Genomic DNA, 17,108 nt, shown 5'->3' with positions numbered 1-17,108 from the left:
AGCTTGACATTTCAAACTGACTACTGTCGTGGTTATCAAATACCTCCTTTTTTTGATAATGATATGTTTTATCGGGAAGAGGAGGATATTATATTTGTGCAAATTTACCAAATGTACAAAATCTGTTAAACTCTAATTATTACATGAAACACAAATTACTTTGGCAAAAGAGAGTACTAATCGGGAGGATTTTTTAATGGGAACTACATTCTGTAATGCGCATATATATAATCCCAACAAAAGTGACTTTGCGCTAAAAAAGGATTATTGCGTCATTAATATTGCAGAAGGCTGGGATACTATTTTGGAAGCAAAGCCTGACTACAAGTTTAAGGCGATGATGAAAATAGCAAAGGATCTGTCTGCGCAGCTAAAAGAACCGGCTATCTGTGTTAATTATTTTGATGATGATGTTTTTGAAATGTCCCTTTATCTTGAAGGGGTAAAGAAGGCGTATTATCAGGTGTCTAATAATACTGTTTTTAAGAAAAATATTCCCATACTGGTTAAGGCGCTCCAATTTGATGATGAAACTGCAAAAGCATTCAGATATCTGATTACTAAGGAAATATTTGCACCTGAAGCAATTGACAGGGCTGCCGCTTTATGTAGCCTCCCTCTTTATTTAGATAAGCAGATGTATGATGCTCTGGATGGGCAGGAAGTTATTCCCGACAGGGCTGCAGCCATTAAAGAATTGGAATTTGAAAAAAAGGCTGAAAAGGCCGGTATGGGAATAAAAAAGGAACCTTCTGTAATACAGGAAGTTGAAGGTGTGCCATATTGCTACAACGATGTATATAACGGAATTATTACTCTTTTGCAGCCGGATTCCGAAGGAGAGATTAATCTGGGACATTGCAGATCTTATCAGCTGATTCAGGGAGATCAACCCCGACTTGAGGCTGATCATGATATTGATTATGATCTGGATGCGATTTCAGATATGGATTACAAGGTCGGTTTTGCTTATGAAAACAATAGGCACTGGGGCGAGAGATTTTGCGTTTACCGATGGACAGACTTTGTTGATGTGATTGCGAAAGGTAAAGAGGCATGCAGGCCATACAGAGAAAAAATCCTTATTCCGGAGAAAGATAAGAAACCACTTGAGTTTGATATGTATATGGTCGGTGATTCGCTGAGAATCCAAACTCCAAAAGGTAAAGCTATGTATGATGAGCATGGAGTTGAGTACGTGGAAAAAGCCGGGAATTATAACCATATAGAGCGCGTTAATGATAAGATTTTTCCTAACCATCACTCTCTGGCAGATGAACATATCCAATACTTCGAAAATCATTTAAAGCTTTATGCTGAAGATGGATTTCTTTTAAGAATAGGAGAACAGACTATATGGGATGAAAAGTCTCCTAAAAAGTTTGTCAGGGTAGATTTCTTTGACACGGATATGAAGCTCCGGGATACAGAGCTGGTCCCGGTGGATTTTGATTTTTATCGTGTTATCGGTGGGTATTGCTATATAAAGGAAAAACGTCAGATTATTGTTGGTGGTTATTGTGTAGATCTTAATAAGAAACAGGTTACTCCAATAGAGACGCTTCATCTCAAGCTCAAAGAAAAGATATCATCTTGCATCAGGATTACAGGTGCTAAAGGAGAAGACTATATAGCTGTGATTTCTCCTAAAACAGTATATATATTAAATATGGATTTGAAGCCTGTATATTTTGCTAATATACAAGGAATGATTATGGGCTATTGGTTCAATGGGAAAGGCGATATGTTCATGATAACCACGAAGTATTATTGGGACAGTCCATATAAGTATAAAAATGATTCCGTAGTAAGGATAGTGAAATTGGAAATATGATGTATGCGATATACATCAGGTGAATTTGTTGGTTTTTCAATAGGAGGTGACAATAGTAATGTTCGGAATAAAAAAGACGACTAAAAAGGTATGCGGTGGTTTATGCACTGTAGTTATGGGTGTTGTACTTCTTTTCAATTTGTTTACTATTCCTTTACAGGCTAAAACCAATCCGGAATACAATAACAATGCGGTAGTAATTGCTTCGAAGTTAAAACATGTCATTCCCGTTGCAAGCGGCGTAAATGATGTCGTTGTAGATGGCAAGACTACAGGCTGGACTGCAATGCTGGACTATGCCGGAAACTATGAGCAGTCAGCAATGAGCTATGCAACCGGACAGGCTGAGGAAGCTGTGGCTGTTGTTAAGATTAAGCTACCTGGGGGCACAGCCGGAAAAAGCCTATATGTATCACTCTGGTCACCTGAGATAAAAGCAGACAGCAGATTAAATGCGTATCGATATTCGAATGGTGAGTGGAAGAAGATTTCATCTTCTGTACGTGCTGAACACATTGATCTTGATATGACAGGCAATGCGGAAGCCATTGTTATGCTTACTAAGTACCCGGCTTTTCGCTATGTTCATAATCCTGCAGAAAATTATAAGGTTCTTAAGGATGCAATTGTAAATCCAGATGCAGTTTATGGCTTTTCACCCAATCCGGAATCCGCACGTCTTAAGGAATATGTTAATGCTCTGGACTGGACTGATCCTGCAGCAGTTGCTCAGGCAAGGAAAGAACGTGAAGAGTATCATAAAAATAATGAACAATTGTATCGCCTGATTGAACAGCTTCTCGGTGAAGGAAAAGACATTGAAACTATTGCCCGTACAGTCAGCAGACGTCGTAACGAGATAAGGCTCGAAAGCTATAATAATGATCCTGAAAAACTTGCGTCCGTAAAGAAGAGTAATTTGGAAGCATATGGCAATGAGGAAGGACCTACGGCAGATTCACTTTATGCTAAATATGGTTCATGGCAGACCGTTCTTGAAAAAGCACTTTCAACTAATGCAGGAATGGATGCCTGTCTGGGATTATATGATGAATACTATGACATACTTATGATGAATCAATAAGACAAAGACATGGGGACGGTTCCGTCCCCATGTCTTAATTAATCACGAAATAATGATTATTTTAATAACAAAATATAACCTATATATAATCAAATTATTAAAGTTCTCTATATATGCGGCGTTACGGTGTTGTTGCGTTGCAAACAGATTAAGCATGCTGATAGTATAAGATTATGAGAAAATACGGTTCCTATGCGTGGTTTGATTATCGTTTATCTGATGAAAAACAATAATCTATGTAGTACTTAGAGGACGAATATATGGAAAAGCATTTACGTGTCTTTATTAATCGCGTTATACAGATTGTGCTCATATCATTATTGGCACTTCTACTTGATTATCTGATTGTTATATCGTGCCATGATGACTCTATATGGCTTGGAGAATCCATAGTGGTTACGGCATCTGTTATCTGTGGCCCGGTCGTGGGATTCTTTACGTCTATGCTCAGCTGTGTCTTTACGGATTTTCTTGTCTACGGAAGTTTTGAATTTGGTTTTGTGGGTCTTTTTGAGGGACTGTCAATTGCACTGATTGGTGTAATATACAGGAACCTTGTTCAGGATGAGGATAAATTCGGTTTCAGGGAAATTATAATTTTTAATTTCATTCAGATACTTGTAAACACCGCTGTAACATATCTGGCAACGCCGCCGGCTGCTGTACTTTTCTTCGGATTTATTGTCGAGGACTGGCCAAGATCGCAGCTCCTTGAAGAGATGACAGCACTTAAGAATAATGCCTTTTCAGCCTGTATTTCCATAGCACTGATAGGTACGGTTTTACTGGCCTTGTGCATAGCTATACGAAGGAAATTGAAAGAAACGGGGAAACTGTCTGATGCTATTCATTCACTTTTAAAGCAAAATTTCATCAACAAAGAGTATAGGAGCAGAGCTTTTGAATATTCCATAGGTTTTCTTTTTGCTGTTGCACTTACGATGGTTGACGGAGTTGTTTCCGGTCATACTTTGGGAACTGATGCACTGGCAGCGACTTCACTTGTTTTTCCACTGGTTTCATTAAGTACCTTCCTTTCTAATTTCCTCACATCCGGATGTTCAAATATGTGTGCCAGAGCAAAGGGAGATCATAACTATGAGAGGGCCAGACAGCTTTTTACACTGGGGCTTTTGGCAACATTACTCATAGGCGTTTTACAAACTGTAGTATTCCATTTTTCGCAGGATTTATATTTTGGATATTACAAAGCTACAGAGGAAATCGGAGCATATGCAAGAGATTATTATAAGTATTATGTTTTAGTTCCTCCGTTTATGGCACTTGCGACATTTTTTGATGAGATAGTTTCGTCAGAAGGAGACGATATGCTCTCATATGCAGGGTATCTTACCTCATTTGGAGTTAATGTCGGCGCATCCATTATCTTGTCAAAAACCATGGGAATGGGCGGCCTTGCACTTGCTACTGCGCTAAGCTATATATTCTATCTGCTGGTTGTGTCTATCCATTTTCTTAAAAAGAGTAATACCTATAAGCTGCGATTTTGGTTTTCATTTAAGGACCTTTTCAGATTTGCGGAGCATTCACTTAAAACCAATACATCCGGCTTATGTATGTCTATCGTTTCGGCAGCATTTACAAAAGCTATTTTGCTGTTTTGGGGAAGCGGATACCTTATCGCCAACACAGTGCTTTGCGCTATGCTGGAAATATATCAGATGATAAAGGGACCTTCCGAGGCGGCAGAGTATCTGATAGCTACTTATGCCGGTGAAAAAAACAGTGAGGGTATAAAGATCCTTTTTAAGGAAGCTATGACGGTATGTCTTATTATCGGTACTGCAATGGCTCTGCTTTTACTTTTGATGCCGGGTCTAGTACTAACGCTATATGATATCGAGGATACTCCGCTTAGAAATGAGCTTATAAAATGTATCAGGTATTGTGCTGTAGGGGTAATTGCAGCTTCTGTGGGAGGTTTTCTTGGTGATTATTATGGTGATACCGGAAAACCGTTCTGGTCATGTATGATGGTTATTTTCCGTACAGCTCTTTTCCCGATTCTGTTCTGTGTAACCTTAAGTCTGGAAGGCGGGATTGTTGCAATGGGTGTAGGCATGCTTTTGGCTCAGATTTCAGCAGTGTCTATCTTCTTTGGATTTGTATTCATTATTAAGGGCGGAGAAAACGTTCCGTTTATATTAGATGATCCGGACTATGAAAAGGTAAAAATGAATTCCTTTGAATATTCTCCGGAGGAATATGAAAGAATAAACAACTGGATCAGTGATAATCTGGCCGGTCAGGGAATAGAAGAAAACAAGATAGAGAAGGTTAAAAACCTGGCACTTTGTCTTTTTGAGAAGACAGAAGAAAAGAAGGGAAAACATAAAGTCCTGGGTGAGTGTGTCCTGAGATTTATGGGAGAGCCTGAGATAATAATTAAGGATAACGGCGAATTGTTTAAACCTGATATTGAGGATGACAGCTATAGCTATGATGTGCTTTTGTCATGCAACAGTAGTACGATTCGCCTAAGAAAATAAATATCTAAAAGTGGGGGATTTATGGATAATCAAAAAGATATACGCTTTTTTCCGATATTCATCGGAGCGACTATGGGTGTCGTGCTGGAAATAATAGCGACGCTCGTGGATGAGATTGTGGTTGGCAATCTGTTTACTGACGAAGTTTTTGCGGCGGTAAATCTGATAACGCCATATACGATTCTGGAAGTGTTTATAGCATATCTTGCCAGTGTGGCAGGGGCCGCGCTTATTGTAAGGGCACATGGTGCCGGCGACCACAAAAAAATGTGTGAGTTATTTAGCCAGACAATAATCGTATGCGGTCTGTGCGGGATCGCGCTGGCTTCAATATATGTAATCTTTACACCGCAGCTGGTCAGGTTTGTGGCAAATGATCCTTCCGTTTATGACAATGCCCTTAGCTACTTTATGGTTATGCGATTTTATCCCCTGGTGGATATATTTGATACCTTCATGTTTGCCTATGTGTTGTACCGCGGAGGCTTTATACATTTCTATATTGCCATTATTTGCAGAATCGGTATAAATGTACTGCTTTCAATACAGCTTGGATCGCAAATGGGACTTATGGGCATCGGTCTGGCATCAATTTTGTCTCTTCTGATCGCGCTATTGGTAAAGCTGACATTCCTGTTTTCAAAAAAGCACGGGCTTAAGTTCGTATGGTATCTAAATCCCAAAGAAGCGCTCCGGGTGGCAATGCTTGGATTTCCTGAGAGTGCAATTTCTATATTTGTGGTGATAATGGAATTCGGGATTAACTCCTTTACACTTAAGAACTATGGTGCTGCAGGAGTTGCCGGTGTTTCAGTAGTTATAAATATTTTCGAGTTTACTTTTTACCTGAGCGAGGGCATAAGTGAATTTGAACTTGTATCGGTAAATGACAGTATAGGTAAAAACAGCAGCAGGTGTATGGATCTCTCTATAAAGAAAACGCTTCGTGCGGCACTTATAGAGGGAGCATTGCTTATGGGGCTTATATTTCTGGCATCATCTTTACTGCCCGAGGCTTTTGATATAGACAATGCAGAGACTGCAGCCTTGACATCTCTGATGCTGAAGATATTTGCACCGACTGCTATTTTCATTTGCCTTACCCGAATCACTGCTATTTTTTATCAGTACACGGAGCGCCTGCCAAGAACGATTACTATCTTAGGCTTAGGCATAGCCATTTTTCCCATAGCCTTTGGCATGCTTCTCGGACAGACCTCGGAGGTGGGAATAGTGGTCGGTATGACACTGGGACCGACCATGGCATTTACGCTAATGTATCTCTTTGTTCGACTTATAAAAAGAGAAAAATTGTTTGATTATACACTGATGCATCTTGACTAAAAAGGGGAAGATATGAATTTACTCGACGATTTATTAGAGCTGATAAATGAAAAATACAAGCTTGCTCCAATAGACACTTCCGAATATGACGGATTAAAGGTAAGCGGCATGATATTTGACATAAAGGCTTATGAAGCAGCAGGACTAGGGCATGTATCAACAATGGCGGCCAAGGGGTTCCTTGGACTTATGAAAATGGATACTTTGATAATTGTGCCAAAGGATATTGACCTTCCACTGTTTTCCTACGACAGAATAAAGGCCATGGGTAAAGAGACACTTATCATAGAGTTGTATGATACATGTTTGGAAAAGTGCAATCTTAAGAGTCTTCAGAATATTGTAGAGAACAAAAATGCTTTTACAAAATATGAAACAGAAGGTCGCTGGTACGACAGCATTAAATTACCGGAGAGCATTGGCTTTAAGGGGAAGAAAAAAGATTCCGAGATGTTTGATGCAATAAGCCTTGATTATCTGCAGGCATTTCTTTCTGTGTATGCTGAACCTGTTACAGATTTAGAAGCAAAAAGTGCCAAGTCCGCAGCATATGTGGATGGACTTCTTTGGCACGGCGGACCATCAACCGATGTGTTTGTAAAGAGCATTGGAAAAGAAAAAACCACAAATCTCTTTAAGGATGTTTTATTTTGATGAGACAAGGGGACGGTTCCAATGTCTCTAAAGTGAGGTACTAAGTGATGAAAAATGGATTTTGTGAACGTAAATTCAGGTCTATGTTTATATCAGGTACATTCACTAAAGCAGTCATGTACATTATGCTCCTTTGTGACAGTATCATTGCGGGATATTTTATTGGAGAATCAGGAGTTGCAGCTATTAATGCTATTACTCCTGTAACCGGTATTGTGACCTTCTTCGGAGACCTTGTCTCAACAGGTGTCGGAATTGTCTTCGCAAGAGAAGTGGGAGCGATGAGAAAAAAGCGTGCCGATGAAATCTACGGTCAGGGACTTATTATAAGTATTTCAATTGGCCTGATATCAGCGCTGGTCATCTTCTTTATCCGGGATATCTACTTTGGGGCGAATAATATAACAGGAGACATTCTTGATAATGCGCTAAGGTATTATCGGCTTGTTCCAATCAATGCATTTCTTACTATCGTTATCTTTTATCTGGAGCAGATGGTTTACAGTGACGGAGATGAGCTCTGCAATAATATCTGCTATGTGTTCCAGATTGGTGGAAATATAGTTCTATCCATTGTTCTGACTATGTTCTTTGGAATGACGGGTATTATTCTTGGGTCCGTAATCGGAAACGGGCTTGGTATCCTTGTCTGTCTGTGGCATTATTTCAGGAAAGTAAATACCCTTCATTTTGTGTGGCATCTTTCAATTAAGGACTTCTTCTTAACATCCCGTTATAGCATTGTAGATTCCTCAGTGTATTTATGCTGGGCGCTTATGGATTATGTGATGATAGGCTTTGTATCAAGAAATTATGGCGATACCGGGCTTATTACCCTTGCAGTAGTAGTCAGTCTGATTGAGTTCAGCGTTGTCATGGACGGTGTTGGTATGGCCTTGCAGCCTCTTATTGGAACCTATTTTGGAGAAAAGAACCATAAGCTTATAAAGAGAGCGATGACTGCCGGAATAAAAGCTGCACTCTTAGAAGGAGTGGTAGCGACGACTCTGATATGGATTTTTGCGAAGCAGTTCTGCGGCCTCTTTGGAATCGCAGGTGGCGAAGCTCTTTCACCTTCGATAATGGCTGTCAGAATTGTGTCTCTTGGATTTACCTTCTGCAGCGCAGTATCTCTTACAACCTCTTACTATATGCTTATAGACCGTATCGGCATGGCAACATGCTTCGCATGTATTCAGAATGGTCTGTTATATATTTGCCTTCCTATAGCCGGTGCGAAGTTATTTGGGATAAAGGGAATGTGGGCAGGTTTTGCCATTGCTCCATTACTTACCCTTGCATGTGCGATGTTCTTTGTATATCGCCGGTTCGGTAAGGATAATTTCCCATTTTTACTTAAGGACATGGACACGAACATTGTGGTTATGGAGGGTGTCCTGACGGCGGAAAATGCAGCGGCGCTTTCTGAAAGTGTTGGAGAGAGCCTGCTTTCACAGCATTATGTAAATACCGAAGCCAATCGGGCTGCTCTTTTCGTAGAGGAGATAGGCTTAACCATTCTTGAAAGAAATAAAAAGTCTAAGAAGCCGGTTTTGATCGAACTGTCACTTTTCTTTGAAAAGGATTCTGTCCTGATAATAGAACGTGATTCCGGTGAACTATTTGATCTTACGGATCCAAACTTGCAGATCAAGGGTATCAGCGGATTTATACTCAGCGGACTTATGCAGGCGCATAAGGAAGAAAAAGCATACCTTGTAACTACGGGATATAACAGGAACATGATTCGCTTTGGCCACAGCAGTCAGTGAGAGAAGGGAAAAGAACATGAATGTATATGATTTTGATGGAACTATTTTCTATTCGGACTGTTCTATAGGTTTTGCTCTCTGGTGCATGAAAAGGCATCCCAAGCTGTGGTTTACTTTTTTTCCCGGACTTATTAAATGTCTGATTCAGCATGAGCAAGGTAAGATCCCTAATTTTCAGCTTCAGAGAAAGATGTTCAGTTATCTGACCATGATAGATGATTTTGATGAGCAGATTGAGAAATACTGGGACAAATATGAGAAGAAGATTTCAGCGTGGTATCTGGCGCAGAAAAAGCCGGATGACCTGATTATCAGTGCGTCCCCGGACTGCATTATAGGACCTATTGCAAAGAGGCTCGGTGTAAATTACATGGCTACGGAATATGATCGTGAGTACGGTATTTTCCTGAATAATCTGATGTATGCAAAGGAAAAGGCGAAGTACATTATCGACCACGGTTTTCCTGTAATCGACAATTTTTATTCGGATTCTCTTGCTGATACACCAATTGCCTTATGCGCGGAAAAAGCATACCTTGTGACAAATAAGGCGACTACAGTAATTGACTGGCCTGATCTGGATAAGGAGACTATGGGTAAAGTTAAAAAGAAGATTGACACGGGGTGGAGCATACACCTTAAAGAGGATGAGTAAGTGTATATCATAATTTATGATTTTGGAACAAGCAATGTAAAAACCTGCCTGTTTAATATTGGTTCGGAAATAAGTCTTATAGCTAGTGATGTTGCCGAATATGGTCTTTATATTTCTGACGATGGCGGTGCAGAGCAGGATACTGAAGAATGGTGGGCAGCTTTATGTTCCACTACACGAAATCTGTTCAAGGAATCTGACGTTAAGCCGGAAGAGATAGAGGGAATGGCATTCTGCTCGCAAATGCAGGGAACGGTACTTGTGGATGAGAACGGAAATGCCTTAAGGCGCCCGATGAATTACCTGGATCAAAAGGGAGTCAGAGAGTATAAGGAATGCATGGGAAGTGGCATAATCAAGGTCTCAGGCTGTAGTCTGTATAAGCTTGTACGGAATCTGATTGTTAATTATGCAGGTTCAACAAGTGCCAAGGATCCTGTTTGGAAGTATAAATGGGTGGAAAATAACGAACCTGAGGTTTTCAGTAAAGTATATAAATGGCTTGATATCAGTGATTATCTTACTTCACGTTGCACAGGCAGGATACTAAGAACTGCAGATACAGCTTTTGCAACCTTCCTCTATGATACCAGAAAAGGAAAGGAAGGCTGGAATAAGGGCTTACTAAAAATGTATAAGGTGAACCCGGATCATATGCCTGAAATAATTGAATCTACAGATAAGGTTGGCGGACTGACTGAAAAAGCTGCAAAAGAGCTAGGGCTTGTAAAAGGAATACCGGTTTTTGGAGGTGGTGGCGATACAACCTTCGTCAATATCGGTGCCGGGTGTACGAGACCAGGAGATACGCATATATATGTCGGAACATCAGGCTGGGTATCGACTTATCTGGATTATCAGACTGTTGATATAGATGCCATGATAACCGGAGTTTTATCAGCTAAGCGCGGATACTTCAATTATTATGCAGAACTTGAAACAGCAGGGAAATGCTTTGAATGGGTGATGAATCATCTTGCGCTGGATGAAGTGGGTATATATTTAAATGATGCAAAGATAACTGATGATGTAGAGCACAAGTATATAAGTCTGTATGATTACCTCTCTGATGAGGTGAGTAAGGTTCCTCCCGGTGCGAATGGTGTGATCTTTACACCCTGGCTCCACGGGAACCGCTGTCCCTTTGAGGATTCCAAGGCGGGCGGAATATTTTTTAATATAAGAGTTGAAAACGGCAAGCGGGACATGATCCGCGCCGTTCTTGAGGGTATCTGTTATCACCTCAGATGGCTCTTGGAATGTCAGGCTAAAAAGGTAAAAACCTCCGATACAATCAGATTTGTGGGAGGTGGTGCTCTGTCTTCTGTTACCAGCCAGATGCTTGCGGACATTACCGGCCGGACAATTGAGACAATTAATAATTCTCAGGAGGTTGGAGCCATCGGAACAGCCCTCGTTGTTGCAGCAGGAATAAAAGGCGAGGATGTACTTGAACTTTCAAAAAGGCTTGTAAAAGTAAAAGCGATCTATGTCCCCAACCCGGAGAATAAAGAAGTTTATGAACGAAACTACAAAGTGTTCAAGAGATTATACAAATGTAATGCTAAGAATTTCAGGGAATTAAACGACAGATTTACAATGTGACATATTTTAATGCCCATATGCCAGCGCTGTAGGAAAACTGCGCCTTACGATTGATATATTATCTTTCATTGAAAAAGCTACTATGCCGGCGGATATAGATAGAATAGAGGAGTATCATGGACATTATCTATAATGGAGAGCGACTGAAATATATAGAAGATTTCTGGGGAGAACAGGTACTATGGATTACAGATCCTAAACAGATAAGCATGGAGCATATGAAGTTTGTCGGGGGATATCCAAATGAGTACTGCATATACCTTTCAGAGTTGTCTGCGGCGGAACAGGCTGAAATTGTAAAGCAGCTACGTGAGCAATTGGCATATTGTGGTGTAAATTGTTCGAAATGTCCGGATTTCTCAGAAGGAAAGTGCCCTTCTTGCCGGCTCACAGAATGGAAAGCTGGAGATGAATGCATGCCCGTCAAATGCTGCAGAGAAAAAAGAATAGACTCTTGTGCATCATGTGATGTATTCCCATGCGATGATATGAAAGAGTTTTATCAAGAATCTGCTAGTCATCAAGAAGCCTTTGCTGGTTTCAGACTCATTTGAACGCACCTCCCAGCATGTTCTGAAGATAGGGATCTGCGCCGTAGCGGCCTTCAAGATATTGCTTGTCATAGGAGGCTGTATTCTTGATTATTGTTCCGTCCTCGCTTCTCATTTCATGTAAAGAATATACATCACTTTCGTGTGCTTCATTTTCTGCTGCAAACCAGATTTCATCACGGCGGAAGATGGAGTTTTTCATAGTAGACATATCATGGGAAGTGAAAAGCAGCTGTGCACCGTGACGGTTTATCTCTTTATTTTTAAAAAGAAGGATCACATAACGCAGAAGCTTCGGGTGGAGTTTGGCATCAAGCTCGTCAATGATGACAAGTCTTCCTTCACGTAGAGCTAGTAGGATAACTGGCAGAGCGGAGATAAGCTTCTTTGTTCCATCTGATTCTTCTGTGAATGACAGCTCATATTCCTTTTTTCCAAGCTTGCGCTTCATGTAAAGCTGTTTACTGTCTTCATCATAGCGGTAATCTGTAATGTCAATATCCATATCGTTCAGAGCACTGATGAACAGGCTCTTATTTTCTGTATACTTTTCCAGCATGATTTGGTGTTCAATCATCGGATTTGCGTAGCTTCTGATGATGCAACTTTCAAACCAGGTCATTACTTCGCTGATTTCAGGGATATCGTAGTTGATGGCAAGGAATGAAAGATAGGGCATCTTCGGATTTACATTTTTGTTGATGCTTTTTTTGTTGATACTGTATCCGAGGGTAATATCATTCATTTCGCGGTCAAAAAGCTCGGCAGTTTTCTTGGCAGTGACAGCTTTACGAGTCAGTGACTCAGAAACTACTTCATCATCCTTTAGGGCAATATAGTAGCAGTATAGGTTGCTTCCTGTTAAGAAAAATAGCTTGAACTCTGTCGGTTCATTAGCTGACACATCGTCAAATAAGAATGGGATGGCATCAACCCTCTGCTGAAGGATGAGCGGTTGACGGTTTTTTTCTAACTCATGTACAGGCTTTACTATGGTGGAAATCACACATGATAGAGCCTGGAGCAGGTTGGACTTACCGCCTCCGTTTGGACCATATATGACGCTGACTGGAACCAGATCAGGTGCGGAATCTGTTTTGATGAGTGTATCCTTAAATTCAGGGAGAGTAGCAGCCCGAAAAACAAGTTATATGCGATATTATAGAAAATTAATTTACCAAAATGGATATAAAACTACATATCACACCTTTTAGCATTGGAGACCGTGCACTGTGTACCATACCCTCTGCCGCCGTTGACGGTTTTCTATGATAAAATATGTTTGTTGGGGAAATTTCAATTGAGTATACGCAAATACCGGTTACATAGGCGATGGAGCAAGTGGCAGTAAGTCCTTTATTCGAAAGAGTAATAAGATTATGAAAGACGCGTATCTTTATTATGGTGTTTCAAAGGAAGATATAAGGACCAACTCCCAGAGATATAAGGATTTGTTAGTACAGCTCAGTATGTAAAAGATAAGATGGATAATCATAAGGAGAGAGATGGAAAGAGCAGAGTATTTAAAACAAAAGTACCATTTGGAAAAGCATCCTGAAGGCGGATGTTTTGCAGAGGTTTACACAGCACCTTTTTCGCATGAAGACCGGTCGCTTATGGGAAGTATCTATTTTCTGCTTGAAGGAGATGATATTTCTCATTTTCATCAGATTGACTGTGATGAGATCTGGTACCATCATGAGGGCTGCGGGCTGAAGATTACCATGATAATAAATGGAATCGTGTCGGAGGTTGTAATTGGACCTGGGGAAGATCAGCAGGGTATGGCAGTAATACCTAAAGGAGCCATTTTTGCTGCAGAAAACCTTGATAAAAGCAGTTATTGTTTCATGTCCTGTGCCACAACTCCTAAGTTTACTTATGATGGATTCAGGCTGGTTGGTGATAAAGAGATAAGTGATGTCTGCCCTTCGGATTATGAGCAGATAAAGCACCTTGCATATTCAGAGGATATGATCAGATGAAACTAAAGAAGCTTCGAAGCGCTGAAATAACAACCATATATCAGGAACGGCTGGTCCACGATTTTATCAAGGATGAGCTTAAAAAGCTTCCGGTAATCCTAAAAGCTGTTGAAGATGGAGTATATGAGTGCCTGGGATTATTTTATGATTCTGAGATAATCGGGACACGTTCCTTGTAAAGCAGGGAATGAGCTTTCTTGTGGACTATCTTGCAGTTTTCCCTAAGTACAGAAATAAAGGGCTCGGCAGTGAAATCATTAAACTGCTTCGGGAATATATGTCGGGAGCAGGGCTTATTATCTTAGAGGTAGAAGATCCTGCTTATACTAAAGAACGTGACCTTAAGGAGCTTCAGGCAAGGCGCATAGGGTTTTATGAAAGAAACGGTTGCATTGATACTGGGCTAAGAGTAAGGTGCTTTGGAGTTCCATTCATAATACTTGTGTTAGAAAACAGCAGTATAAGATCAAGGGAAAAGCTGTGGGAGATGTACCGGTCCTTTTATGGTGCAGTTTTTTCTAGGGATATAGTTGAGAAAAAAATAGAATACTTGGAGGATGAAGAATAATAGTGGACGGAATAATTAAACTAAGACCGCATCACCTATTGTGCACGCAAGGGTATAGCTGAAAAGGATATTCGGAAGGATTTGTCTCCAATATGGATATAGTTACAAAACGCCTTCGTAATAATCCGGATGAGAAGGTGGAAATCATTTTTACAACGGACTGCTTATGTAGTGACTGTCCATCCAAAGTGTCAGAGGGTGTATGTAAAACAGATGAAAAGGTTCAGCGTTTTGATAAAGGTGTAATAGACGCATTTGAACTTAAAGAAGGAGTTTACTCATATCAGGAGCTTATCACCAAACTTGATGAACAGCTGGGGGCTGGAAAAGAAGATGAGAGGCTTAAAGCTATCTGCGGAGATTGTGAATGGTATCCGGTAAGTGCATGCTGGAGAAATATCAGGGATAAAAAATATGTTTTATGACGGGTATAAGGCGTACATGGAACGGTAGGTTCTGTGTACATCTTTTTTGATAATGAAATGGTTAAGTATTTATAAAGTAATCATGCTGTTTCTTCCGCTTGTAGTTTCAGTTCCTGCATATATATTTGATGGAATTGAAAATAAAGTCGTTGATAAAAATCATCTTGGAGATAGGCGGGCGGAAGTTTTATCAGCTTACAACATGGGAGTAAGTCTCGTGGAAGTCTTATTTCTCTTTGCATCAGCCTACGTTTCAGGGCTTGGAATATCTGCATGCTTTACAGTGGTTGGAGTGTTAATGATACTTCTTGCGGGAGTGTATGTAGTTTTAAAATAATCAACTGAAAGATTAGTTGTATTTTCCACTTCAATAAGCCGCCACAGGGCGGCTGTATCTGATATATGTGATTATCCGGCTTATAGTAGGGCTTGGTATCCGATTTCAGCGACAATGCCTTATTATCTGCGAACTTTTCTCGCTCCCATTTCTCGTAGTTGTACAGGGAAATGAATCTGAGTTTGTCATAGAGCTTGAGAAAATGTATCAAGCACAACTAAAGCAAGAATTCTTTACTTGTCCTTGGTGCGGCGGAATGCTGGAAAAAAGGATGGATTCTGAATGGAATTACTTCGGATGCAGGAACAGCGCCTGCGGATTTAAGAGATATACTTGCAGAAAATGTGATAATTGGAAATCAGGGACCCACACAGTATAATTTATTATAATGAATTGATAAGTATAAACTAGAGACATTCATTATAAATCCGTATGATAAGGGGGATCTCTTTTGAGCAAATCAGCAGACAACAGGACATTAAGGGAAAAAATCGAACGTTACAAGAAGGATTCTCTGGGGGCCATTGCTTCTCAGATGGGTATCAAGGGTACATCCAAGCTTAAGAAGGATGAGCTTATTGATGTTATTGTGGATGCAATGCTGGATCCGGAGGTTATGTTTTACAGACTTTCCATATTTGATGATGCTACTATGGCGCTTTTTGAAAAGGCTATCAATAAAGGATGTCCGTATTCTGAAGAAGACAGCGAGAGAGCAGCACTTTTATCTGAGGCAGATTATGCGTTTAACGATGTCGGTACTATTTTTGTCCCAGGTGATGTTGGCGCGGCGTATAAAAAAGTAAAGACGAAAGAATTCGAGGAATACAGGGCTAGAGCCTCCTGGATATGGAAATGCCTGGACTGGCTGCAGTTTATGTATGGTTATGCACCAATCGACGTTGTACTTAAGCTGGCTAATACGAAGAAGGGGATGAAATTCTCCGAGCAGGAGCTTACGTATATATATGAAAAATTCCCTAAAGATCTGCAGTATGTTTATAGAGTAGCGGAGTTTTTTGTTGATGAAGTGTATCTTGATAATAAGGAAGCGCTTAAAGAGCTCAAGATGAACCAGGCAGGCAAGGATTATTATATCCCGACAGAGGCTGAGATTATCGAGTTTTTCGATACCATGGCGCTTGTTTCGGAAAAGTCATATCAGAACCTGCAGAAATTTCTTATCAATGATCTTGATATGGATGATGACGACGCGGAAATGTTGGTTGCAGACCTGTGGAATGAGGTATCTGAGAGTGACGATCTGACTGATACGATGCAGTGGTTCTTTGACAATCTGCGGCTTAAGGGACAGGACCAGGTTCAGAAGCTTATGCAGCTGTATAATGAGGCTTCCAATAATACCAGAATGCTCTATAACAGAGGTTTTAAGCCAATTGAGCTTTTGCCAAAAGAGCTTAAGCCCGGGCAGATGCCTACAATCGTGCCTGGAAGCAGTCATGCAGCACAGATGCTTGCAAAGGCGGCTCCGGAGATGGAGAGGATGGGCTTTAACTTAGATCTTGATAGCAATGCAGATGTTTTGCCGGTAATTGATATGCCTTATGGACCATACGGTGAGCAGAGGATTATTCAGAAAAAAGTTTATCCTAATGACCCATGTCCATGTGGCTCTGGGAAGAAATATAAGAAGTGCTGCGGAAGGTAGGAAAACAAGGATTTAATGATTGACCAGGAGACTGCAAGAGCCATGCTTAAAGAGCGCATGGCGGAGAATCTTGTGATTATAAGTGAGTACGAGAATGCCTTACACACTCTTTTAA

15 protein-coding genes and 1 pseudogene are annotated in these 17,108 nt (G+C 40.5%); 15 read left to right on the top strand and 1 reads right to left on the bottom strand.

What is annotated here, in order from left to right:
* Positions 1 to 196: 196 nt before the first annotated feature.
* From G602_RS0113390 to G602_RS29900, 9 genes are all read left to right on the top strand, one after another.
* Positions 197 to 1,834 (top strand): hypothetical protein, encoded by a 1,638-nt coding sequence (locus G602_RS0113390; protein WP_026659482.1) that lies wholly within the window; start codon positions 197 to 199, stop codon positions 1,832 to 1,834.
* A 58-nt stretch (positions 1,835 to 1,892) separates the two neighbouring features.
* Positions 1,893 to 2,918, top strand: a complete 1,026-nt coding sequence (locus tag G602_RS29020) for a hypothetical protein (RefSeq protein WP_049945224.1) — start codon at positions 1,893 to 1,895, stop codon at positions 2,916 to 2,918.
* A gap of 260 nt (positions 2,919 to 3,178) precedes the next feature.
* Entirely contained in the window at positions 3,179 to 5,428 is a 2,250-nt protein-coding gene (locus G602_RS0113380) for an MATE family efflux transporter (protein ID WP_026659479.1), read from the top strand.
* 21 nt (positions 5,429 to 5,449) lie between these two features.
* Positions 5,450 to 6,772, top strand: a complete 1,323-nt coding sequence (locus G602_RS0113375; RefSeq protein WP_026659478.1) for an MATE family efflux transporter — start codon at positions 5,450 to 5,452, stop codon at positions 6,770 to 6,772.
* A gap of 12 nt (positions 6,773 to 6,784) precedes the next feature.
* Entirely contained in the window at positions 6,785 to 7,426 is a 642-nt protein-coding gene (locus tag G602_RS0113370) for a hypothetical protein (protein ID WP_026659477.1), read from the top strand.
* A 47-nt stretch (positions 7,427 to 7,473) separates the two neighbouring features.
* Positions 7,474 to 9,198: an MATE family efflux transporter gene (locus G602_RS0113365; protein WP_026659476.1), complete on the top strand. Its 1,725-nt coding sequence runs from the start codon at positions 7,474 to 7,476 to the stop codon at positions 9,196 to 9,198.
* 16 nt (positions 9,199 to 9,214) lie between these two features.
* The gene (locus tag G602_RS0113360; protein WP_026659475.1) at positions 9,215 to 9,853 is read left to right on the top strand and encodes a haloacid dehalogenase-like hydrolase; all 639 of its coding nucleotides are present in this window, start codon (positions 9,215 to 9,217) and stop codon (positions 9,851 to 9,853) included.
* Positions 9,854 to 11,458: a xylulokinase gene (locus tag G602_RS0113355; RefSeq protein WP_026659474.1), complete on the top strand. Its 1,605-nt coding sequence runs from the start codon at positions 9,854 to 9,856 to the stop codon at positions 11,456 to 11,458. It begins immediately after the preceding gene.
* A gap of 116 nt (positions 11,459 to 11,574) precedes the next feature.
* Complete coding sequence (locus tag G602_RS29900) at positions 11,575 to 12,012, top strand: DUF3795 domain-containing protein (RefSeq protein ID WP_081676011.1); 438 nt, start codon at positions 11,575 to 11,577, stop codon at positions 12,010 to 12,012.
* On the opposite strand, the gene G602_RS26595 is transcribed toward G602_RS29900, so the two are convergent.
* Complete coding sequence (locus G602_RS26595; protein ID WP_256374980.1) at positions 12,005 to 13,069, bottom strand: AAA family ATPase; 1,065 nt, start codon at positions 13,067 to 13,069, stop codon at positions 12,005 to 12,007. The two genes, G602_RS29900 and G602_RS26595, sit on opposite strands and share 8 nt — an antisense overlap.
* A 445-nt stretch (positions 13,070 to 13,514) precedes the next feature.
* On the opposite strand from G602_RS26595, the gene G602_RS26590 reads away from it, so the two are divergent.
* The 6 genes and pseudogenes from G602_RS26590 (at position 13,515) to G602_RS30475 (ending at position 16,993) form a co-directional block, all read left to right on the top strand.
* Positions 13,515 to 13,994, top strand: a complete 480-nt coding sequence (locus tag G602_RS26590) for a cupin domain-containing protein (RefSeq protein WP_044932092.1) — start codon at positions 13,515 to 13,517, stop codon at positions 13,992 to 13,994.
* A complete protein-coding gene (locus G602_RS0113335; RefSeq protein ID WP_026659473.1) occupies positions 13,991 to 14,173 on the top strand; it encodes a hypothetical protein in 183 nt (60 codons plus the stop codon). Before G602_RS26590 ends, G602_RS0113335 begins: the two co-directional genes overlap by 4 nt.
* A gap of 20 nt (positions 14,174 to 14,193) precedes the next feature.
* On the top strand, positions 14,194 to 14,562 hold the full coding sequence (locus G602_RS0113330) for a GNAT family N-acetyltransferase (protein ID WP_196808677.1): 369 nt from the start codon (positions 14,194 to 14,196) through the stop codon (positions 14,560 to 14,562).
* Between the two features lie 77 nt (positions 14,563 to 14,639).
* Positions 14,640 to 14,987, top strand: a pseudogene (locus G602_RS26585) (DUF1284 domain-containing protein); the annotation flags it as partial.
* A gap of 82 nt (positions 14,988 to 15,069) precedes the next feature.
* On the top strand, positions 15,070 to 15,324 hold the full coding sequence (locus G602_RS0113320) for a hypothetical protein (protein WP_026659470.1): 255 nt from the start codon (positions 15,070 to 15,072) through the stop codon (positions 15,322 to 15,324).
* A gap of 451 nt (positions 15,325 to 15,775) precedes the next feature.
* A complete protein-coding gene (locus G602_RS30475; RefSeq protein WP_026659469.1) occupies positions 15,776 to 16,993 on the top strand; it encodes a YecA family protein in 1,218 nt (405 codons plus the stop codon).
* Positions 16,994 to 17,108: the final 115 nt, after the last annotated feature.

This window comes from Butyrivibrio sp. AC2005 (assembly GCF_000424145.1).
In the GTDB taxonomy this organism is placed as follows: Bacteria; Bacillota; Clostridia; order Lachnospirales; family Lachnospiraceae; genus Butyrivibrio.
This window is presented reverse-complemented; position numbering and strand designations above follow the sequence as displayed.

Coding starts and splice junctions, on each gene's coding strand:
- G602_RS0113365 (WP_026659476.1), top strand. CDS start 7,474: ATGAAAAATGGATTTTGTGAACGTAAATTCAGGTCTATGTTTATATCA.
- G602_RS29020 (WP_049945224.1), top strand. CDS start 1,893: ATGTTCGGAATAAAAAAGACGACTAAAAAGGTATGCGGTGGTTTATGC.
- G602_RS0113380 (WP_026659479.1), top strand. CDS start 3,179: ATGGAAAAGCATTTACGTGTCTTTATTAATCGCGTTATACAGATTGTG.
- G602_RS0113390 (WP_026659482.1), top strand. CDS start 197: ATGGGAACTACATTCTGTAATGCGCATATATATAATCCCAACAAAAGT.
- G602_RS26590 (WP_044932092.1), top strand. CDS start 13,515: ATGGAAAGAGCAGAGTATTTAAAACAAAAGTACCATTTGGAAAAGCAT.
- G602_RS0113360 (WP_026659475.1), top strand. CDS start 9,215: ATGAATGTATATGATTTTGATGGAACTATTTTCTATTCGGACTGTTCT.
- G602_RS0113320 (WP_026659470.1), top strand. CDS start 15,070: ATGCTGTTTCTTCCGCTTGTAGTTTCAGTTCCTGCATATATATTTGAT.
- G602_RS0113370 (WP_026659477.1), top strand. CDS start 6,785: ATGAATTTACTCGACGATTTATTAGAGCTGATAAATGAAAAATACAAG.
- G602_RS0113335 (WP_026659473.1), top strand. CDS start 13,991: ATGAAACTAAAGAAGCTTCGAAGCGCTGAAATAACAACCATATATCAG.
- G602_RS0113375 (WP_026659478.1), top strand. CDS start 5,450: ATGGATAATCAAAAAGATATACGCTTTTTTCCGATATTCATCGGAGCG.
- G602_RS29900 (WP_081676011.1), top strand. CDS start 11,575: ATGGACATTATCTATAATGGAGAGCGACTGAAATATATAGAAGATTTC.